The sequence below is a fragment of the Shinella sp. WSJ-2 genome (assembly GCF_003432075.1).
Classification (GTDB): Bacteria; Pseudomonadota; Alphaproteobacteria; order Rhizobiales; family Rhizobiaceae; genus Shinella.
The window spans coordinates 33,383-53,197 of record NZ_QWBU01000014.1; the positions used below are offsets into that span (position 1 = coordinate 33,383).

A 19,815-nucleotide genomic window follows, 5' to 3' on the forward strand; every position below is an offset into this window, starting at 1 on the left:
GATCGTCCAATAGTATGACTTTTCGGTTGCGGCCGGCGAGGAATTGAAGCAGGTTGCCGCGCGGGGAAAGCCGGCGGAGGAGACGCAAGCGTGGGTCAGGAACAGGATATCTTCGGTCGGCTGGATCAGGCAGAAGCGGTGGAGCGCGTTACGATATCGGGCGGCGGACTGACCGCCCGTGTCCTGACCTGGGGCGCCGTCATCCAGGATCTCAGGCTTGACGGGCACGACGCGCCGCTGGTGCTCGGCTTTGAGGATTTGCCGTCCTATCTCGACCATTCGCCGTTCTTCGGCGCCACGCCCGGCCGCTGCGCCAACCGCATCGGCGGCGGCCGTTTCTCCATCGATAGCAATGACTACCAGCTGGAACGCAACGAACGTGGCGTCACGCATCTGCATGGCGGCAGCGACGGCATTGGCCGGCAGAACTGGCGCATCGCCGAAAAGGGCGCCGATTTCGTCACGCTCACGCTGACCGATCCCGATGGCCGCGCCGGTTATCCCGGCAATTGCGCCATCACCTGCACCTATCGCCTGCCGGGCGAGGGCGTGCTCTCCGTCGTCTACGAGGCGGTGACGGACGCGCCGACGCCGGTCAATCTCTGCCAGCACAGCTATTTCATCCTCGACGGCGGCGCGGACGCGCTGGGCCACGAGATCCGCCTGGCTGCCGAACACTACCTGCCCGTCGACGAAAACCTTATCCCGACCGGCGAGGTCCGCCCCGTCGCCGGTACGCCCTTCGATCTCCGGGAATGGACCCCGCTTGCCCGCCAGACGGAAGAGGGCGGCGTCGCCTTCGACCACAATTTTTGCCTTTCGCCGGAGCGCGTCGCCAAGCGTCCCGTCGCCGAGGTGCGCAGCCGCGTTTCGGGCGTTTCGCTTGCCGTGCTGACGACGGAGCCGGGTGTGCAGCTCTATACCGGCTCCAAGGTCGGCCCTGCCGTTCCCGGCCTCGAAGGCCGCCGCTACGGTGCTTTCGCCGGCTTCTGTCTGGAAACCCAGGTCTGGCCCGATGCCGTCAACCACGCGCATTTCCCGAAAGCGGTTTTGCGGCCCGGCGAGACGCTGCGGCAGGAGACGGATTACGTCTTCCGCAAGGCCTGAAGCAGCCCCCTGCCCCAAAGGCAATTGGCAAAACGCAAGACAATCGAACCTTTGTGCAGCACAACGCCCGTACGGACCCCGGAATGATCCCAGGTTGTCCTTCTGATGAGCTGCCACCTTTTCGGCAACTGCGGGCCTGATCTCGCTCGGCGGCGGCGACGCAGATCCTGCTGCTCCCACAGCCGCCGTCTGCATCATTGCGGCATGCTGTTTCGAAACGCCCTTGCCTGCTGGGACGTCGTCCGTCTGGCCGAGCTTCTGACCGGCGCCATGGCCGCATGCTGGACCGTCATGGCGAAGCGATGGGTGCCGGCCTGGATTTCTCTCGGCGCGCCACATACCAAGCGTCTGTATTCTATTTCTTCGCGCGCTTTTTGGGGAGCGGCGCGGGCGGAGTGGCGGCTTCCTTTGCAAGGCGCAAAGCCCGCAGTCTCTCGGTTTTCTTTTCGCGAGCGTTTGCTTCCTGCGCGACGATCCCGCGCGCCGCAGCATTGGTGTCAGCCGCCTTCGTTTCCGCGCTGACCTTCGTCGGCTTGAAAAAATTCTGTTTCGTGGCCGTCATTGAATCGTCCTTAGTTTACACTTATCCACCGCCGGCAGAAACTTTCCTCTTGGGCCCGAGACAACCCTTCACTCTGCATCTTCTTCCGGAGCACCCTGAGGACATGATCGACGTTGTTGTCCCGAACGAGAACCTGCAAGATCTGTCCCGGCATGCGAGCCGTGCCGAGTGATTATTTCTTTGTTCGTATGCTGACGGGCTTGAGCCATGGTTCGTTGCGACCGGCGGAGGATGGCGCCATGCCGCTGGGCTGGGGAATCCTGGTCTCTGGCGTTTCGATGTCGCTGGCGAGAATACGTCGCTCGAACGTCTCGTTGCCGAGCCGAACGCGATATTGCGTTTCCCCGTGATCGGCAGGCAGAATGCCGATAATCCGGCAGATCGGAGCGGTTTCAGCTCGGCGCAGGATATTCGGCTTGAGCTTGACTGTGTCGCCAACAGCGTAAATTGCTCGGCTCATCGTGAGCTCCTTTGCGCGATGCGCTATCTGCGGAAACAAAAAGGCCGGGCGTTAACCCGACCTCTTCCCATCGTCCGCCTCACCGCTGCCAGTACATCCGTGGTCAGCGGGAGCGAGCGAAAATTCCTTAAGCGGCGCGAAGGTTGTCGGCCGAGTTTTTGCCGGACTTGCGGTCACGGACAATCTCGTAGCTGATCTTCTGACCTTCGTTCAGCGCGCCCATGCCTGCACGTTCGACGGCCGAAACATGGACGAAGACGTCCGTCGAGCCGTCGTCAGGCTGAATGAAACCAAAACCCTTGGTGCTGTTGAACCACTTAACTGTACCTGAATTCATAACGATATCCTTTCAATCGCATGAGAAAAAACGCCCAGAATGAGCGCATGTAAATCGACGATGATAGGAAATCTGACCGGGCCAATGAGGCGAAGACAAAGGTCATAAACAAGGTTCGACGAGGAGAAGATATGTTTTTTCTGCGGGAAAAACAAGGGCGGTTATTCAAATCAACGGAAATCGTGCAACCGTGCGGGCGAAATTACTCACAAAAACAACGAAAATCGTCAAAAGATATTTTTACTGGTTGGGCGGTTTAACGAAATTTTTGAAAAAATATTATGCTTGAATTCTTGCTTCTGCACTTCCTCTCGCGACCGAATTGGGCATGCCCGCCTATAGGGGCTATCATCGTAGTACCGCTAGCCAGTGCAAATGACGGAGGGAATCGCGCGATACGCTTGTGATGGTCCGGCGAATTCATCTTCAGACTCGCCGTGAAACAACAGCCGTGGAGCCTCATGACGTGTGCTTGTGCGTAGGCAAAAAGCCGACTGCAAGCGTCCCAACGCTAGCCCTGCAATGCAGAATATTTGAGCGGGTGACCCGACGGCGGCCGCGCATCCCGGAGGGGTTTCCGGTGTCGCGATCTCAACCGCGTCAGGAATCAAAAAAGCCCCGGCGAACCGAGGCTTGCGACGTCTTGGAAAGAATGGAGCGGGTGAGGCGATTCGAACGCCCGACCCCAACCTTGGCAAGGTTGTGCTCTACCCCTGAGCTACACCCGCTCATCTACAACGGCCTGGGGTAGATCGCTTGGCCGAAGGTCGCTGCGTTGCGGCGACGGGCGGTATATGGCCCAAGCCCTTTTAAAACGCAACAGGGAAATTTCGGATTTTGCAGAAAAAATTACAGCCGCTTTCAAAGCGCCGAATTCTCAGGCGGTTGCGTTGAAGGGACCGAAGCCCTATCAGCGGGCAGGGACAATTCACGCTAGGAATGACGAAATGAGCGAAGTGCCGCCGAAGACCGACAAGGACCTTTTCCAGTTTCTCGACGGGCTGGGCATTGCTCATTCGACCAAGGAACACGCGCCGGTCTTCACCGTCGCCGAATCGGTGGCGTTGCGCGACGAAATCCCTGGCGGCCATACGAAGAACCTCTTCGTGAAGGACAAGAAGGATAACTACTTCCTGATGACCGTCGAGGAACATGCGACCATCGACCTGAAGACGATCCATACGGTCATCGGTGCAGCAAGCAAGGTCTCCTTCGGCAAGCCGGAAAAGCTGATGGAATATCTCGGTGTCATTCCCGGCGCCGTCACGGCCTTCGGTGTCATCAATGATACCGGACGACAGGTGAAGATGATCGTCGATGCCGATCTCATGGAATATGACACGATCAACTGCCACCCGCTGCGCAACGATGCGACGACCTCGATCGCTTCGAAGGATCTGTTACGCTTCATCGAGGCGACGGGACATGAGCCGCTTGTCTTGAAAGTCACCGCCTGACATACGATTTTGGGCGCAGACACGTGATTTGGGCGCTTGGCGCCACAGGAGAGACCATGAGTGCAGGCGAAAACCCCTATGCATCGTCCTATGGCGGCCAGATGAACGTTTCGGCGAACTATGGCGGCGGCGCGGCGCCGGCGGCGGACGACCTGATCAAGGACACGACGACGGCGAATTTCTCGCGCGATGTGATGGAAGCCTCGCGCCAGCAGCCCGTTCTCGTCGATTTCTGGGCGCCGTGGTGCGGCCCCTGCAAGCAGCTTCAGCCGATCATCGAAAAGGTCGTGCGCGAAAGCGCCGGCCGCGTGAAGCTCGTCAAGCTCAATATCGACGATCACCCTTCGATCCCCGGCCAGCTCGGCATCCAGTCCATTCCCGCCGTCGTCGCCTTTGTCGGCGGCCGGCCGGTCGATGGCTTCATGGGCGCGGTGCCGGAAAGCCAGATCCGCGACTTCATCGACAAGGTCGCCGGTCCCGCAGGCGCCGATGAGAAGGCCGAGATCGAGGCGCTGCTTGCTGAAGCCAAGACCCTGTTCGAGGCCGGCGATGTCGCCGGTGCCGCCGATCTCTATGGCGCGCTGCTGCAGGCCGATCCGGAAAATGCCGTCGCTCTGGCCGGCATCGCCGATTGCATGATCGCCGTCGACCAGATCGAAAACGCCCGCCAGACGCTGAGCAACCTGCCGGACGCGGTCGCGGCGGATCCCGCTGTCGTCGCCGTTCTCAAGAAGCTCGACCAGATCGAAGAGGCGCGCAAGCTCGGCGATCCCGCAGCGCTCGAACAGGCGCTGGCCGCGAATGCCGACGATCATGCCGCCCGGCTGAACCTTGCGAAAATCCGCAATGTCGAGGGCGATCGCCAGGCGGCGGCCGAACACCTGCTCTATATCATGAAGCGCGACCGCACCTTCGAGGATGACGGTGCGCGCCGCGAACTGTTGCAGTTCTTCGACGTCTGGGGACCGAAGGACCCGGCGACGATGTCTGCCCGCCGCAAGCTCTCGTCTATCCTGTTTTCCTGAGGTTTTTTGCCCGGGAGAGGGCAGCATCCCTTGAGAAACGGCGCGCCCGCCCCACATTCGGAGAAAGGCGCGTCGGCGAGGGGCCGGGACGGAGGAGCCTGGACGCAGCACCGCGCCACGGAATGGAAGGCAATGCCATGCATGTGGGAAATGCGCGCTATTTGAAGCCGGCGGACCTGCCCGAGACGATCCCCGTCTTTCCGCTGACGGGGGCGCTCCTCCTGCCCGGCGGTCAGCTGCCGCTCAATATCTTCGAGCCGCGTTATCTCTCCATGTTCGACGACGCGCTCGCCTCGCACCGGCTGATTGGCATGGTGCAGCCGATTTTCGGTGAGCACCGCGCGGAAGAGGCCGGCCACGACAATTCCGAACTCTGCAAGGTCGGCTGCATCGGCCGCATCACCTCCTTCGCGGAGACCGGCGACGGGCGCTACGTCGTGTCACTGACCGGCGTGTGCCGCTACCGCCTGTTGGAGGAAGCCTCCAGCGCGAAGTCCTACCGCAGTTTTCGCATCGCGCCCTTCATCGGCGACCTTTCCGCCCAGGACGACGAGAAGACCGTCGATCGTGACGCCTTGCTCGCCGCCTTCAAGGCCTATCTCGACGCCAACAAGCTGGAGGCGGATTGGGAGAGTGTGGAGCGCGCCAGCAACACGACGCTGGTCAATTCCATGGCAATGATGTCGCCCTACGGCCCGGCCGAAAAGCAGGCGTTGCTGGAAGCGCCGGACCTCAAGACCCGCGCCGAAACGCTGATTGCCATCACTGAGATCGTTTTGGCGCGCAGCTACGGTGATGTCGACACGCGGCTGCAATAGGGCGGGATCGATGGACGACAGCACCAGCCGGGTTGCCCCCAAACTGCTTGAACTTCTCGTCTGCCCGCTCACCAAGGGGCGGCTGCACTATGACGCGCAGGCCGGGGAATTGATTTCCGAAAGGGCCAAGCTCGCCTATCCAATCCGTGACGGTATCCCGATCATGCTGATTTCCGAGGCGCGGGAAATCAAGGATTGAGGGGAAAGGGCGCGGGCGTCGTCGCAAGTTGCCACAATCTCTCTTTTGTCATCCTCGACTTAAGGCCGAGGATGACGGAGACGTGATCGTGGCAGCAGGCAGCCGCGAGTCAAATCCGCTGACCGACCAGCATGCGCGGATGACCGCCGCCGGTTGTGCCTTCGGCCTGGCGGATGAAGAAGGATTTGAGGCCGGGCAGGCGGTCGACGATGCCGAGGCCGACGTCGCGCAGCACGCGGATCGGTGTTGCGTCGTTGGAGAACAGGCGGTTCAGCACGTCCGTCGTGACGCCCATCCGCACCGTGTCAAAGCGGCGCCAGGTCTCATAGCGCTCCAGCACCGATACGGCGCCGATATCGAGGCCGAGGCGGTCGGCCTCGACGATGGTTTCGGCCAGTGCCGCCACATCCTTGAAGCCGAGATTGAGGCCCTGGCCGGAAATCGGATGGATGCCGTGCGCGGCATCGCCCGCCAGCGCGAAGCGCGGCGCGATGAAGGCGCGGGCGAGCGTGAGGCCGAGCGGGAAGGCGCGGCGCCCGCCGACGACCTTCAGCGCGCCCAGCTTGTGGCCGAAGCGACGCTCCAGCTCTTCTTCGAAGACGAGATCGTCGCTCTCGACGAGGCGGCGGGCGTCCTCTGTGCGCTCGGTCCAGACGAGCGAGGAACGGTTGCCGGTGAGCGGCAGCGTGGCGAAGGGGCCGGCGGGGAGGAAGTGTTCCTCTGCCGTGCCGTCATGCGGGCGCTCGTGCTCGACGGTCGTGACGATGCCGGACTGGCCGTAATCGAAGCGCACGGTCTTGATGCCGGCCATGTCGCGCAGTTTCGAGCGCACCCCGTCGCAGGCGACGAGCAGGCGGGTTTTTCGCGCGGAGCCGTCGGAGAGGTTGACGTCGGTTGCGTGCTGGCCGGTGGCAAAGCCCTCGGCTGATGTCGACCAGCGCACGGGTATGCCCAAAAGCTCGGCCTGGCGCAGCAGGCTGCCGGTCATGGCGCGGTTCGGCACCATATGGGCGAAGGGCTGGCCGTCATCGCCGGAGCCGGCGCCCTCGAAGGTCAGGAAGACCGGGCGCACGGGATCGGCGGTGCGCGAATCGGTGATGACCATGCGGCGGATCGGTTCGGCCTCCGGGGCGATCTCGTTCCAGACGCCGAGCACGTCGAGCAGGTTGCGCGCGGCCGCGACGATGGCCGAGGCGCGCTCGTCCTTCTGCCAGACATGCTCGGGGGCGCCATCGACGACTTCGACGGCAAGGTGCGGCGCGGCCTTCTTGATCGAGACGGCCAGCGACAGGCCGACATAGCCGCCGCCGGCGACGAGCACGTCGAGCATGGGAGCGTCAGGCTTGATGGCGTCGGGCTCGATCACGTCGGTCATGGGGAGACTCCTGGCCGCTTGAGGTCTTGTTTCCCCCTATATAGAGGAGGAGGGGCCGCTTTCCTACCTCAGGCCATGTATCGGAGCCACGTCCAAATGTCGCGCCATCAGCCCAAGAACCCCGCCATGGACCTTCTGATCGAGACGCTCGATCTCGAGCAGCTCGAGGTGCGGCTCTTTCGCGGCAAGAGCCCGCAGGCCGGCTGGCAGCGGGTTTTCGGCGGGCAGGTGATTGGCCAGGCGCTGGTGGCGGCGACGCGCACGGTGGAAGAAGGGCGCTTCGTGCATTCCCTGCACGCCTATTTCGTACGGCCTGGTGATCCCTCCGTGCCGATCATCTACGATGTGGAGAACATCCGCGACGGCGGCTCCTTTGCCACGCGCCGCGTTACCGCCATCCAGCACGGCAAGCCGATTTACTTCATGACCGCCTCCTTCCAGGATGACGAGGATGGGTTTGAGCATCAGGCGCCGATGCCGGATGTGCCGATGCCTGAAACGCTGCTCGGGGAGGCGGAGCTCAAGGAGCGGTTCCTGACCCAGGCACCCTCCCATATCCGTGCCTATTGGGAACGCCCGCGGCCGATCGAGCTGCGTCCCGTCGCGCTCGACCACTATTTTTCTACCGAGAAGCTGGAGCCGAACCAGGACATCTGGGTGCGCACGACCGGGCCGGTGCCGGCCGAGCGGCATTTGCAGGCGGCGGTGCTCGCCTATCTCTCCGACATGACGCTGCTCGACACCTCGCTCTTCGCGCACGGCACCTCCGTGCTGGACCGCAGGCTGCAGGTGGCGAGCCTAGACCACGCTATGTGGTTCCATCGCCCGCCGGTTCTCGACGACTGGCTGCTCTACAGCCAGGACAGCCCCTCGGCTTTCGGAGGGCGCGGCATGACGCGTGGCGCAATTTTCAGCCGTTCCGGCACCCTTCTTGCCTCCGTTGCCCAGGAGGGGTTGATTCGGAAAAAGGCAACTGATTAAATTTCATTCATAATACTAATATCGCCTATATTTTAATCATTCGTGGTGACGATTTTTTGCGCCGCAGCATAAGAGCTATTTTTATCGTTTGAAAATCAGCGCGTTAGCTCAGCCGTTCGAATCTGGCACGCCCTTTGAATGTGTAGGTCTCAGTCGTTGCGTTTGCCAACGGCAAGGAGATGGCCCCGGCTGGGGGACAAGCACGAAGGATGGGAAACCAGATGAAAATCGTAATGGCCATTATCAAGCCGTTCAAACTCGATGAGGTGCGCGAAGCCCTCACCGCCGTTGGCATCCAGGGCCTGACCGTGACCGAAGTGAAGGGTTACGGGCGCCAGAAGGGTCACACGGAAATCTACCGCGGCACCGAATATGCCGTCAGCTTCCTGCCGAAACTGAAGATCGAGATCGCCGTGCCGGGCGACCTTGCCGACAAGGCCGTCGAGGCGATCGCCTCTGCCGCCAAGACCGGCCAGATCGGCGACGGCAAGATCTTCGTCTACGCCATCGACCATGCCGTGCGCATCCGCACCGGCGAAACCGATACCGAAGCGCTCTAAGCAAACGGCCTTTCAGGGAGCCCAGTTACAATGTCGTCATTCAAGCTTTCTCACACCCTTTCCCGCGTGGCTGCCGCCACGGCGGCCGTGTTTGCGCCCGTGGTCGCCTTCGCGCAGGAAACCGCGCCCGCTGCCACCGAAGCCGCTGCCGCAGCGCCCGTTCCGGACAAGGCCGATACGGTCTTCATGTTCGTCGCAACGCTGCTCGTATTCTTCATGCTGATCCCAGGCCTCGCTTTGTTCTACGGCGGCCTGGTGCGCGCCAAAAACATGCTGTCCGTCCTCATGCAGTGCACCGTTATCGGCGCCGTCATGATGATTGTCTGGGTCACCTATGGCTATTCCTTCGCCTTCGGCGGCTCGACGAGCCCCTATTTCGGCGGCTTCGCCAAGATGTTCCTGTCGGGTGTGACCGTCGATAGCACCGCGGCGACCTTCTCCGAGGGCGTGGTCATTCCGGAATACATCTTCATGCTGTTCCAGATGACCTTCGCCGCCCTGACGCCGGCACTGATCATCGGCGCCTTCGCCGAACGCATCAAGTTCTCGGCCGTTATCCTGTTTACCGTGCTCTGGGCCACCTTCGTCTATTTCCCGATCGCCCACATGGTCTGGGACGGCAACGGTCTGATCTTCAACATGGGCGCGCTTGATTTCGCCGGCGGTACCGTCGTTCACATCAATGCCGGCGTTGCAGGCCTCATCGGCGCGATCATGGTCGGCAAGCGCACCGGCTTCGGCAAGGACATGATGGCCCCCCACTCCATGACGCTCACCCTCGTCGGTGCCGCCATGCTGTGGTTCGGCTGGTTCGGCTTCAACGCCGGCTCCAACCTCGAAGCCTCGGGCGGCGCAGTTCTCGCCACCGTCAACACCTTCGTCGCCACCGCTGCCGCCATTCTCGCCTGGTCGGTGGTCGAAGCCTTCACCCGCGGCAAGGCCTCGCTGCTCGGTGCCGCCTCGGGCATGATCGCCGGCCTCGTCGTCGTCACCCCGGCGGCCGGCTCCGTCGGTCCGTTCGGCGCCATCGTGCTCGGCCTCATTGTCTCGCCGATCTGCTACTTCTTCGTCGCCGTCGTGAAGAACAAGTTCGGCTACGACGACACGGCCGACGTGTTCGGCGTCCATGGCGTCGGTGGCCTCGTCGGCGCGCTCGGCACGGGCATCTTCACCGCCCCGTCGCTCGGCGGCACGGGTGCGGCCGATTTCTCGATCGCCTCGCAGTTCATGACGCAGCTCACCGCCGTCGTCATCACCATCGTCTGGTGCGGCGTCGTCTCGGCCATCCTCTACAAGGTCGTCGATCTGATCGTGGGTCTGCGCGTCTCGGTCGAAGCCGAACGCGAAGGTCTCGACCTCTCGTCGCACGGTGAAGCCGCTTACCACTCGTAAAAAGATCGCGGCGGCCTGCGGGCCGTCGCCACGCACCCGTCGCGGCCTGGGAAACCAGACCGCCCTTGGCCCGGACCCTGGTCCGGGCCCTTTTCGTTTACGCACGTGAAACCATGACAGGGGGTGGCATGGTTAACGCGCCATTAAAACTTCCTTCGTAGGGTTTGCAGTCAGGCACATCCGCGAATCGCGCGGAGATGTGGGTATTCCATTGCGTGGGCACAGGCTGAAACCATGAGCAGAAGCATTTCGGCAGGGCTGGACAACCGTCACGACCGTTTCGTTCTGTCGGCATTCGTCTGGCGGCAGGTGCAGGTCCTTTTCGGGCTCGCGATATTCCTCGGCCTCGCCTTGGCGATCGCAGCACTCTCCACCTGGAATGTCTCCGACCCCAGCCTGTCCTATGCCTCGAGCGGCACGCCGGTGAACCTGCTCGGTTATCCCGGTGCCGTCTTCGCCGATATCTTCATGCAGTTCTTCGGCCTTGCCAGCGTGATCGCACTGCTGCCGGTCGTCGCCTGGGCGATCGGGCTGATCAGCGGCCGCCGGTTCAACCGCATTCCGCAGCGCGCGGCGGCTTGGCTCGGCGGCGCGATCCTTGCTTCGGCGGCGCTTGCCTGCGTGCCTGGTCCGGTGACCTGGCCACTGCCGACGGGGCTCGGCGGCGTCTTCGGCGACATGATCCTGCGTTTCCCCGCCCTCTTCACCGGCGCCTACCCGACGGGCATGCTGGCCAGCATCCTCGGCGGCATCATCGCCCTTCCGGCGGCCTGGCTGATGGTGTTCAGTGCCGGCCTTGTCGGCACGGTGACGATCGACGATGAAGAGGACTTCGCGCCGGCTCCTGTCCAGAGCCGCGCTCGTACGGTTGCCGAGGAAGAGGAAGACGAAGAGCGGGAAGGCCCGCTCACCGTGTTTGCCGGCGCGATGACGCATGCCTGGTATACTGGACAGGCGCGCGTTCGCCGCATCTTCGGCCTGACTGGCCAGCGCCGCAAGGCGCGCGGTATCGAGCAGCCCTATGATTTCAACGAGGACGAATTCGGCACGCTGAACGAGCCGGTGCGCGCCCGCGCGGCAACCCGTTCCGGCGAACGCGTCGAGCCTTCGATGGACGGCCGCCGTGCCGTCGAGGCCCCGTCGATCGCGCTCGACGACGAGGACGGCGATCTGCCTTTCGATACGCACGAGCGCCTGGCGCATCCGAGCGGCATTCTGCCGGATGACGATTCCGACGACATCGCCGCCGACTGGGCGCCGCGCCGCGCACCGGCCCGCCAGGCGGCATCGGCGGCCAGCGCCCGCGTAGCACCCGCTGCGTCACGCCCGAAGCCCGGCCAGCGGATCGATCGTGAAGCGCAGTCCTCCTTCGTCGGCGCCGAGGGCTTCCAGCTGCCGCCGATCCATCTGCTCGCCGAGCCGCGCGGCCAGGTCCGCGATGCGACGCTCTCGGCCGATGCGCTCGAACAGAATGCCCGCATGCTGGAAGGCGTGCTGGAGGATTTCGGGGTCAAGGGCGAGATCATCCATGTCCGTCCCGGTCCAGTCGTCACCCTCTATGAGCTGGAGCCGGCGCCCGGCATCAAGTCGTCGCGCGTCATCGGCCTTGCCGACGATATCGCCCGCTCGATGAGCGCGATCGCCGCCCGCGTCGCCGTCGTGCCCGGCCGCAACGCCATCGGTATCGAACTGCCCAACCAGAGCCGCGAAACGGTCTATCTGCGCGAACTCATCGCCTCGCGCGATTTCGAGACGTCAAAAGCCCGCCTTGCCATGGCGCTCGGCAAGACGATCGGCGGCGAGCCCGTTATTTCCGACATCGCCAAGATGCCGCACCTGCTCGTTGCGGGTACCACCGGCTCGGGTAAATCCGTCGCGATCAACACCATGATCCTGTCGCTGCTCTACCGCCTGAAGCCGGAGCAGTGCCGCCTGATCATGATCGACCCCAAGATGCTCGAACTCTCCGTCTATGACGGCATCCCGCATCTGCTCTCTCCCGTCGTCACCGATCCGAAGAAGGCCGTCGTCGCCTTGAAGTGGACGGTGCGCGAGATGGAGGAGCGCTACAAGAAGATGTCGAAGATCGGCGTGCGCAATATCGACGGCTTCAACAGCCGTGTCGAGCAGGCACTGGCCAAGGGCGAGACGATCACCCGCACTGTGCAGACCGGCTTCGACCGCCAGACCGGGGAGGCCATGTACGAGACGGAGGAATTCGATCTCCAGCCGATGCCCTATATCGTCGTGATCATCGACGAAATGGCCGACCTGATGATGGTTGCCGGCAAGGATATCGAAGGCGCCGTGCAGCGTCTGGCACAGATGGCGCGCGCCGCGGGCATTCATGTCATCATGGCGACGCAGCGTCCGTCGGTCGATGTGATCACCGGCACGATCAAGGCGAATTTCCCGACACGCATCTCCTTCCAGGTGACGTCGAAGATCGATAGCCGCACCATTCTTGGCGAACAGGGCGCCGAACAGCTGCTCGGCATGGGCGACATGCTGTACATGGCCGGCGGCGGGCGCATTCAGCGTGTGCACGGTCCGTTTGTCTCGGATGGCGAGGTGGAAGCCGTTGTCGCGCATCTCAAGGCGCAGGGCGCGCCGCAATATCTCGATGCCATCACCCAGGATGACGACGAGGACGGCGACGACGGGCATGGTCCGGCCGGTACGGCGAACCTAGAGGATTCCGACGATCCCTACGACCAGGCGGTCGCCGTGGTGCTGCGCGACGGCAAGGCCTCGACATCCTATATCCAGCGCCGTCTCGGCATCGGCTACAACCGCGCCGCCTCGCTGATCGAACGCATGGAGAAGGAGGGACTGATCGGCCCCGCCAACCACGCCGGAAAGCGCGAAATCCTCGTGCCGACGGAAGACGAAATTTCGGGACGATGACGGGGAACGGAGTGCCTTCTGCGACGTTTCGACCGGCAAGTCTCGCGCCATTATTTCTGCTTGGGCTGAATGCCATTATGGCGCCGCGTTTGGCCCGCATGAAAAACGCATGAAGGAGACCAAGATGAACCGATCCGAAAAAGCCGGTACGCTGACGCGCCGCGGCTTCACCGGCCTCATGGCCCTGACATTCTCTGCCGGCCTTTCGCTGCTGTCGCCCGTCGAGGCCTCCGCGCAGGCCAGCGCCGCCGCCCAGAAGATCGCCGATCACTTCGCTTCGGTGAAGACCATGGCCGGCGAATTCGTGCAGTTCGGTCCGCGCGGCGAGCAGACCGGCGGCAAGTTCTTCATAGACCGTCCGGGGAAGATTCGCTTCAATTACGAAGACCCCTCGCCGATGCGTGTGATCGCCGACGGTCGATCCGTCGTCATCGGCAACCGCAAGCTCAAGACCTGGGATCTCTACCCGCTCTCCAAGACGCCGCTGAACTTGCTGCTCGGCAACAAGATTGACCTCTCGGCCAAAATGGTGCGCTCTGTGAAGGAAGAGGCCGATCTGACGACGATCGTGCTCGGCGATCGCAACATGTTCGGTGATTCGACCATTACCATGATGTTCGACCCGAAGACCTATGATCTGCGCCAGTGGACGATCACCGACGCTCAGGGCAAGGACACGTCGGTGATGATCTTCAACGTGAAGACAGGCATTCCCCTCGACGACAAGGTGTTCACGATCCCCTATGACGAGGTTCGCCAGCGCGGCGCCAAATAATCGGCGTTTCCGTTCAGCTGGAAATGCTCTAAGACGCCCTGAAACCGGCCCGCTCGACGGGCCGGATGCTTTTTGAGGCGGACCCGGCATGGCACTTTCGATCGCGACCTGGAACATCAACTCCGTGCGGCTGCGCATGCCGCTCGTCGAGCATTTCCTGAAGACTTTCGCGCCCGATATCCTGTGCCTGCAGGAAACCAAGTGCCCGAACGACCAGTTTCCCTCCAAACCGCTGAAGGCGCTCGGTTACGAGCATATCGTCATGCATGGCCAGAAGGGCTATCACGGCGTCGCCACCATCTCCCGTCTGCCGCTGACCGAGATCGTCGAGCGGCGCGACTATTGCGGCGTCGGCGATGCACGCCACGTCTCGGTGCTCCTGCATCACGGCGGCAAGTCGATCCGCGTGCACAATTTCTATGTGCCGGCCGGCGGCGACGAGCCCGACCGCACGATCAACGCGAAATTCGGCCACAAACTTGATTTCATCGAGGAGATGAAGCTCCTGCATGCCGAAGCCGAGGCCGGGATTTCCTCGATCCTCGTCGGCGATCTCAACATCGCGCCGCTGGAGCACGATGTCTGGTCGCACAAGCAGCTCCTTAAGATTGTCAGCCATACGCCGGTCGAGACCGCAGGTCTGATCGAGGTAATGACCAAGGGTGCTTGGGTGGATCTGATGCGCCGCAAGGTGCCCGCGGAGCAGAAGCTTTATACGTGGTGGAGCTACCGCTCGGCCGACTGGCAGGCCGCCAACAAGGGCCGCCGCCTCGACCATATCTGGTCGTCCGCCGATCTCGACCCGCATCTCACCAACATTTCCGTCATCCGCGAAGCGCGCGGCTGGGAGCGGCCCTCGGACCACGTGCCTGTCATCGCTGAGTTTGATTTCTAAAAATCAGGCGAAACGCCGGGCGAGGCCGCGCATCTGGGTGATCATCGCCGTGAGGTTCTCGCGGATCCGCGCATCGACCAGCACGGCGACGTCGGGATATTCCTCCAGCATGCGACGGAAGAGCGGGCGGTTGATGCGGATGACCTCGCTGTCCTCGCGCGCCACGGCGGTATATTTCCGCTCGACGGCGGAGATCATCGCCAGCTCCGACAACAGCGTGCCGTAGTCCGCGATGCCCTCTTCCTTCGTCGCGCCGTCTCGCAGCGTCGAGGTAAGCTGGAACGAGCCGTGGGCGACGACGAAGCCGCAATCGGCCGAGGTGCCCTCGCGAAACAGCGTCTGGCCCTCGACCAGCCGGCGGCGTTCGGCGCCGAAGGCCATAAGCCGTAGCTTGTCATCGGCAAGACCCGTGAACAGCGGCACGCGGGCGAGAAGGGCGATGTCGTCGCTGAGAGCCACGGCGGGGGGTTCCTGATTACGGTACGATCTTGTAGCCGCCGTTCTCTGTCACGAGAATCTCGGCATTGGAAGGGTCGCGCTCGATCTTCTGGCGCAGGCGATAGACGTGGGTTTCCAGCGTGTGGGTCGTTACGCCGGAATTGTAGCCCCAGACCTCTTCCAGGAGCACGTCGCGCGTCACCACCTTCTGGTCGGCGCGGTAGAGATAGCGGATGATCGCCGCTTCCTTTTCCGTCAGCCGGATCTTCTGGCCGTTTTCCAGCGTCAGCAGCTTTTGGCCGGGCTTGAACGTGTAGGGACCGACGGTGAAGGTGGCGTCCTCGCTGCTTTCGTGCTGGCGCAGCTGCGCGCGGATGCGGGCAAGGAGCACGGCGAAGCGGAAGGGCTTCGTCACATAGTCGTTGGCGCCGGCTTCGAGGCCGAGGATCGTGTCCGAATCCGTGTCGTGGCCGGTCAGCATGATGATCGGCGCCTTGAAGGCGCCCTTGCGCAGAAGCTTGACCGCTTCGCGGCCATCCATGTCGGGCAGGCCGACATCCATGATGAGCAGGTCGATCTGGTTGGCGCGCGCCGTCTGGATGCCCTTGCCGGCGGTCGTTTCCTCCAGCGTCGTGAATTCCTCGTAGAGCGAAAGCTGCTCGACGAGCGTCTCGCGAAGGTCGTTGTCGTCGTCGACAAGAAGGATCGTGCGGGATGTCATGCGTTTCCTCTCGGCATTTCTGAGCAAAGTAAGGGAGTTAGGGCCAAAATTCAAATGGAAGGGACGGCCTTCGCGGCCTATGGTCGGCCTAGCCAGTCGAATTGTGGCATGGCGGGACTATGGCAGGGACGAATGCGGCGGATCACATCTCCTAAACAATCCGTGAAGACTATTGTGGTGCGGCCGGCGCCAGGCAGAAAGGCGCGCGCTATCGTGCAGGTCGGGCCGCTGCGCATACCCGCCGCCATCGGCCGTTCGGGGCGGACCAGCCGCAAGCGCGAGGGCGACGGCGCAACGCCGATCGCGGCCATGAAAGTGCTCTCCGGCTTCCTGCGCGGCGACCGGCTCGGCCAGCCGAAGACGGCGCTGCCGCTCAAGCGCACCCGCCCGTCGATGCTGTGGTGCGACGCGTCCGGCCACCCCAGCTACAACAGGCTCGTGCAGGCCCCCTTCGCGCCGAGCCATGAGGAGATGCAGCGCAAGGACGAGCTCTACGATCTCTGCCTCGTGCTCGACTGGAACGTGACGTCGCGCCGGCGCAATGCCGGTTCGGCGATCTTCTTTCACCTCATCCGCCCCGGCTACGAGCCGACGGCCGGGTGCGTGGCGGTTTCCCGGCCGGACATGCTGCGCATCCTGCCACATATGCGCCGCGGCACGGTCGTGCGCGTGCTCTGACATTTTCTGCCGGCGGCGCTGAAATGGCAGCGGCCGCGACCTATATGCAGCCTCGCCTTCCCAAAACCCGCCCGGGTTCATCCCTTTTCATGGAGACATTCTCATGAGCGATCAGCCGACAATTCTCTTTCACGATGGCAACAGCATTCCCCAGGTCGGTCTCGGCGTGTGGCAGACCCCGAACGACACGGCCGTCACGGCCGTCAAGGCGGCGCTGAACGCCGGCTACCGCCATATCGATACCGCTGCGATCTACGAGAACGAAGAGGGTGTCGGCGAGGGTATCCGCGCCTCCGGTGTGGCGCGCCCGGAAATCTTCCTCACGACGAAACTCTGGAATTCCGAGCAGGGCTACGATTCGACCCTGAAGGCTTTCGATGCCAGCCTCAAGCGCCTCGGCACCGACTATGTCGATCTCTACCTCATCCACTGGCCGGCGCCGAAGCGTGGCCAGTTCGTCGATACCTGGAAAGCCTTCATCCAGCTGCAGAAGGATGGCCGCGCCCGCTCCATCGGCGTCTCAAACTTCTATCCCGAGCACCTGCAGCTTCTGATCGACGAGACCGGTATTACGCCCGTCATCAACCAGATCGAGCTGCATCCGGATTTCCCGCAGAAGGACGCCCGCAGCTATCACGACAAGCACCGGATCGTCACGCAGTCCTGGAGCCCGCTCGGCCAGGGTCAACTGCTGGAAAACCCCGTCGTTGCCAAGGTTGCCGCCAAGCATGGCCGCACGCCGGCCCAGGTCATCACCCGCTGGCATATCGACAACGGTCTGGTCGTGATCCCGAAATCGGTGACGCCGTCGCGCATCGAGGAGAATTTCAGGGTCTTCGATTTCAAGCTCGACGCCGAGGACATGGCGACCTTCGCCACGCTCGAAAAGGACGGCAAGCGCATCGGCCCGGATCCGGTGACGGCGACGTTCTGATCCGTTTGAAACGATCTGTTGCGCCGGCGCATGGTCGGCGCGACGATCGATGTCAGGGCGCCTTGCTCTCCGGGGTCTCGATCGAATGGCGCATGATGAGCGGCATCTGGGCGAGCGTGAACAGGATGGTGATGGGCATGGTGCCCCAGACCTTGAAGGCGACCCAGAAGTCCGTCGAGAAGTTGCGCCAGACCACTTCGTTCATCACGGCAAGCACCAGGAAGAACAGGCCCCAGCGCAGCGTCAGCTTGCGCCAGCCGTCGTCATCGAGCTTGAAGGCGGCGTGGAAGACGTAGCCGAGCAGGGATTTGCCGAAGACGAGGCCGCCAAGCAGGATAAAGCCGAACAGCGAATTGACGATGGTCGGCTTCATCTTGATGAAGGTGTCGTTCTGCAGCCAGAGCGTCAGCGCGCCGAAGACGAAGACGACGATGCCCGAGATCAGCGGCATGATCGGCAGCGTGCGGGTGAGCATCCAGGAGACGAGGAGCGCGATGGCGGTGGCCGCCATGAAGAGGCCGGTCGCGATGAAGATCGGGCCGCCCATTTCCGCGAGAACCGGAAACTGCCCCGCCAGCCATTCGCCGCGCGAATTGGCGAAGAAGAAGACGACGAGGGGGCCGAGTTCCAGCACCATCTTGAGGAGCGGGCTGACCTTCTCCTCGGTTTTGGCCTGCGTTTCCAGCGAAACCTTGCTCATGCTCCAACTCCTGCGATCGCTTCCGCGAAATCCTTGGCCTCGAAGGGTTCGAGATCGTCGATCCCTTCGCCGACACCGATGAAATAGACCGGCAGCTTGTGTTTGGCGGCAATGGCCACAAGGATGCCGCCGCGGGCCGTACCGTCCAATTTTGTCATGATCAGGCCCGTGACGCCCGCGACATTGCGGAAAATCTCGACCTGGTTCATGGCGTTCTGGCCGGTGGTGGCGTCGAGCGTCTGGAGCACGGTGTGCGGCGCATCCGGATCGAGCTTGCCGAGCACACGCACGATTTTTTCCAGCTCCGCCATCAGCTCCGTCTTGTTCTGCAGGCGGCCGGCCGTGTCGATGATCAGGACGTCGCTCTTCTTTTCGCGCGCCCGCTCATAGGCCTCATAGGCGAGGCCGGCAGCATCGGCGCCAAGCTTGGAGGAGACGATCTCGGAGCCGGTGCGCTCCGCCCAGATTTTCAGCTGCTCGATGGCGGCTGCGCGAAACGTATCGCCCGCGGCCATCATCACCTTCAGGCCGGCGCCGGAGAGTTTTGCCGCGAGCTTGCCGATGGTCGTCGTCTTGCCGGTGCCGTTGACGCCGACGACGAGGATGACATGCGGCTTGTGATTGAGGTCGAGCGCCAGAGGCTTGGCGACCGGCGAGAGCACCTTGGTGATCTCGCTGGCCATGATGCGCGAGACGTCGGTGCCGGTGACGTCCTTGCCGTAGCGCTCGGAGGCGAGCGTGTCGGTGATGCGCAGCGCCGTCTCGACGCCGAGATCGGCCTGGATCAGCAGGTCTTCGAGATCCTGCAGCGTGTCGTCGTCCAGCTTGCGCTTGGTAAAGAGACTGGTGATCTGGCCGGTGAGCTGCGACGAGGTGCGCGACAGGCCCTCGCGCAGACGCTGGAACCAGGTGCGCTTGGCCTGCGGCGCGGCAACCACTTCGACCGGGTTGTCCTCGGTGCTCGCAAAGCCTTTGGGCAAAGCCTTCGGCTCGAGGCGAGCGACTTCTTCGAGAACGGGGTCTTCGATTTCGGCCGGTGTCGCCTCCTCTGCGGGAGCAGCGACGTCTTCGATTTCGACGACTGCTTCCGGCTCGTCCTCGACGACAGCCTCTACCGCCGCAACCGGTTCTTCCTCGGCGACGGCGTCTTCATCTTCGCTGATATCATCGGCCGGTCCGCCGGCCGTTTCCATCTCTGCGGGTGCGACCGGATCTTCGGCGACCGGCAGTGCGGGGGCATGCGGCAGCGGATAGATATCCGGTTCCGGCTCGTCAGGGACGTGGCTTGCCGCCTCGGGATTGGCCGCTTCGGCTTCTTCGAGCAGGGCATCGCGCTCTTCGGCAGCGACGGCATCCTCGACGACCTGTTCGGGGGCGGCCTCTTCCACCTCTGGCGCTGTGACGGCGGCCTCGGCCTCCGGCTTCTGCTCGGGGGCGGTGTCTTTTCCGAAGGTGAAGATCTTCTTGATGAAGCCGAGGGCCATGATTGTATCC

General features: G+C 62.9%; 21 protein-coding genes, 1 tRNA gene and 1 pseudogene. 13 read left to right on the forward strand and 10 right to left on the reverse strand.

Going from position 1 to position 19,815, the window contains the following annotated elements; all coding sequences use genetic code 11:
• Positions 1-90: 90 nt before the first annotated feature.
• Positions 91-1,107 carry an aldose epimerase family protein gene (locus D0Y60_RS21500; protein ID WP_117372001.1) on the forward strand — a complete coding sequence of 339 codons (1,017 nt, stop codon included), beginning with the start codon at positions 91-93 and terminating at the stop codon, positions 1,105-1,107.
• A gap of 355 nt (positions 1,108-1,462) precedes the next feature.
• On the opposite strand, the gene D0Y60_RS21505 is transcribed toward D0Y60_RS21500, so the two are convergent.
• From D0Y60_RS21505 to D0Y60_RS21525, 5 genes and pseudogenes are all read right to left on the reverse strand, one after another.
• Positions 1,463-1,669: a hypothetical protein gene (locus tag D0Y60_RS21505; RefSeq protein WP_117372002.1), complete on the reverse strand. Its 207-nt coding sequence runs from the start codon at positions 1,667-1,669 to the stop codon at positions 1,463-1,465.
• Positions 1,670-1,712: 43 nt separating this feature from the next.
• Positions 1,713-1,808: pseudogene (locus D0Y60_RS21510) on the reverse strand (30S ribosomal protein S21); the annotation flags it as partial.
• A 33-nt stretch (positions 1,809-1,841) separates the two neighbouring features.
• Positions 1,842-2,129, reverse strand: coding sequence for a cold-shock protein (locus tag D0Y60_RS21515; protein WP_117372051.1), 288 nt, complete (start codon positions 2,127-2,129; stop codon positions 1,842-1,844).
• A gap of 127 nt (positions 2,130-2,256) precedes the next feature.
• Positions 2,257-2,466: a cold-shock protein gene (locus D0Y60_RS21520; RefSeq protein WP_117372003.1), complete on the reverse strand. Its 210-nt coding sequence runs from the start codon at positions 2,464-2,466 to the stop codon at positions 2,257-2,259.
• A gap of 653 nt (positions 2,467-3,119) precedes the next feature.
• A tRNA-Gly gene (locus D0Y60_RS21525) sits at positions 3,120-3,194 on the reverse strand.
• 219 nt (positions 3,195-3,413) lie between these two features.
• Between D0Y60_RS21525 and D0Y60_RS21530 the strand changes: the two genes are divergently transcribed.
• The 4 genes from D0Y60_RS21530 (at position 3,414) to D0Y60_RS21545 (ending at position 5,965) form a co-directional block, all read left to right on the forward strand.
• Positions 3,414-3,923: a prolyl-tRNA synthetase associated domain-containing protein gene (locus tag D0Y60_RS21530; RefSeq protein ID WP_117372004.1), complete on the forward strand. Its 510-nt coding sequence runs from the start codon at positions 3,414-3,416 to the stop codon at positions 3,921-3,923.
• A gap of 56 nt (positions 3,924-3,979) precedes the next feature.
• Entirely contained in the window at positions 3,980-4,948 is a 969-nt protein-coding gene (trxA, locus tag D0Y60_RS21535) for a thioredoxin (protein ID WP_117372005.1), read from the forward strand.
• A 137-nt stretch (positions 4,949-5,085) separates the two neighbouring features.
• A complete protein-coding gene (locus D0Y60_RS21540; RefSeq protein ID WP_117372052.1) occupies positions 5,086-5,766 on the forward strand; it encodes an LON peptidase substrate-binding domain-containing protein in 681 nt (226 codons plus the stop codon).
• Between the two features lie 10 nt (positions 5,767-5,776).
• A complete protein-coding gene (locus D0Y60_RS21545; protein ID WP_117372006.1) occupies positions 5,777-5,965 on the forward strand; it encodes a Trm112 family protein in 189 nt (62 codons plus the stop codon).
• Between the two features lie 109 nt (positions 5,966-6,074).
• Here D0Y60_RS21545 and D0Y60_RS21550 read toward each other — a convergent pair whose 3' ends face one another.
• Positions 6,075-7,295 carry a ubiquinone biosynthesis hydroxylase gene (locus D0Y60_RS21550; protein ID WP_117372053.1) on the reverse strand — a complete coding sequence of 407 codons (1,221 nt, stop codon included), beginning with the start codon at positions 7,293-7,295 and terminating at the stop codon, positions 6,075-6,077.
• Between the two features lie 141 nt (positions 7,296-7,436).
• On the opposite strand from D0Y60_RS21550, the gene tesB reads away from it, so the two are divergent.
• The 6 genes from tesB to D0Y60_RS21580 all read left to right on the forward strand — a co-directional run bounded on the left by tesB (position 7,437) and on the right by D0Y60_RS21580 (position 14,850).
• Positions 7,437-8,321 carry an acyl-CoA thioesterase II gene (tesB, locus tag D0Y60_RS21555; protein WP_117372007.1) on the forward strand — a complete coding sequence of 295 codons (885 nt, stop codon included), beginning with the start codon at positions 7,437-7,439 and terminating at the stop codon, positions 8,319-8,321.
• Between the two features lie 209 nt (positions 8,322-8,530).
• Positions 8,531-8,881 carry a P-II family nitrogen regulator gene (locus tag D0Y60_RS21560; RefSeq protein ID WP_281048171.1) on the forward strand — a complete coding sequence of 117 codons (351 nt, stop codon included), beginning with the start codon at positions 8,531-8,533 and terminating at the stop codon, positions 8,879-8,881.
• Positions 8,882-8,911: 30 nt separating this feature from the next.
• On the forward strand, positions 8,912-10,273 hold the full coding sequence (locus tag D0Y60_RS21565) for an ammonium transporter (protein ID WP_117372009.1): 1,362 nt from the start codon (positions 8,912-8,914) through the stop codon (positions 10,271-10,273).
• A 234-nt stretch (positions 10,274-10,507) separates the two neighbouring features.
• Entirely contained in the window at positions 10,508-13,180 is a 2,673-nt protein-coding gene (locus D0Y60_RS21570; RefSeq protein ID WP_117372010.1) for a DNA translocase FtsK, read from the forward strand.
• A 109-nt stretch (positions 13,181-13,289) separates the two neighbouring features.
• Positions 13,290-13,955 carry an outer membrane lipoprotein carrier protein LolA gene (locus D0Y60_RS21575; protein WP_117372011.1) on the forward strand — a complete coding sequence of 222 codons (666 nt, stop codon included), beginning with the start codon at positions 13,290-13,292 and terminating at the stop codon, positions 13,953-13,955.
• Positions 13,956-14,043: 88 nt separating this feature from the next.
• Positions 14,044-14,850: an exodeoxyribonuclease III gene (locus D0Y60_RS21580; protein WP_117372012.1), complete on the forward strand. Its 807-nt coding sequence runs from the start codon at positions 14,044-14,046 to the stop codon at positions 14,848-14,850.
• A gap of 3 nt (positions 14,851-14,853) precedes the next feature.
• Here the strand turns inward: D0Y60_RS21580 and D0Y60_RS21585 are convergent, their stop codons facing one another.
• Complete coding sequence (locus tag D0Y60_RS21585) at positions 14,854-15,309, reverse strand: cyclic nucleotide-binding domain-containing protein (RefSeq protein ID WP_117372013.1); 456 nt, start codon at positions 15,307-15,309, stop codon at positions 14,854-14,856.
• Positions 15,310-15,325: 16 nt separating this feature from the next.
• Complete coding sequence (locus D0Y60_RS21590; protein WP_117372014.1) at positions 15,326-16,009, reverse strand: response regulator transcription factor; 684 nt, start codon at positions 16,007-16,009, stop codon at positions 15,326-15,328.
• Between the two features lie 132 nt (positions 16,010-16,141).
• Between D0Y60_RS21590 and D0Y60_RS21595 the strand changes: the two genes are divergently transcribed.
• Positions 16,142-16,687 carry a L,D-transpeptidase gene (locus tag D0Y60_RS21595; protein WP_117372015.1) on the forward strand — a complete coding sequence of 182 codons (546 nt, stop codon included), beginning with the start codon at positions 16,142-16,144 and terminating at the stop codon, positions 16,685-16,687.
• A 103-nt stretch (positions 16,688-16,790) separates the two neighbouring features.
• Positions 16,791-17,621, forward strand: a complete 831-nt coding sequence (locus tag D0Y60_RS21600; RefSeq protein ID WP_117372016.1) for an aldo/keto reductase — start codon at positions 16,791-16,793, stop codon at positions 17,619-17,621.
• Positions 17,622-17,673: 52 nt separating this feature from the next.
• Here D0Y60_RS21600 and D0Y60_RS21605 read toward each other — a convergent pair whose 3' ends face one another.
• Positions 17,674-18,321, reverse strand: coding sequence for a septation protein A (locus D0Y60_RS21605; protein ID WP_117372017.1), 648 nt, complete (start codon positions 18,319-18,321; stop codon positions 17,674-17,676).
• Positions 18,318-19,805 carry a signal recognition particle-docking protein FtsY gene (gene ftsY / locus D0Y60_RS21610; protein WP_117372018.1) on the reverse strand — a complete coding sequence of 496 codons (1,488 nt, stop codon included), beginning with the start codon at positions 19,803-19,805 and terminating at the stop codon, positions 18,318-18,320. The genes D0Y60_RS21605 and ftsY overlap by 4 nt, the downstream gene beginning before the upstream one ends.
• Positions 19,806-19,815 lie beyond the last annotated feature (10 nt).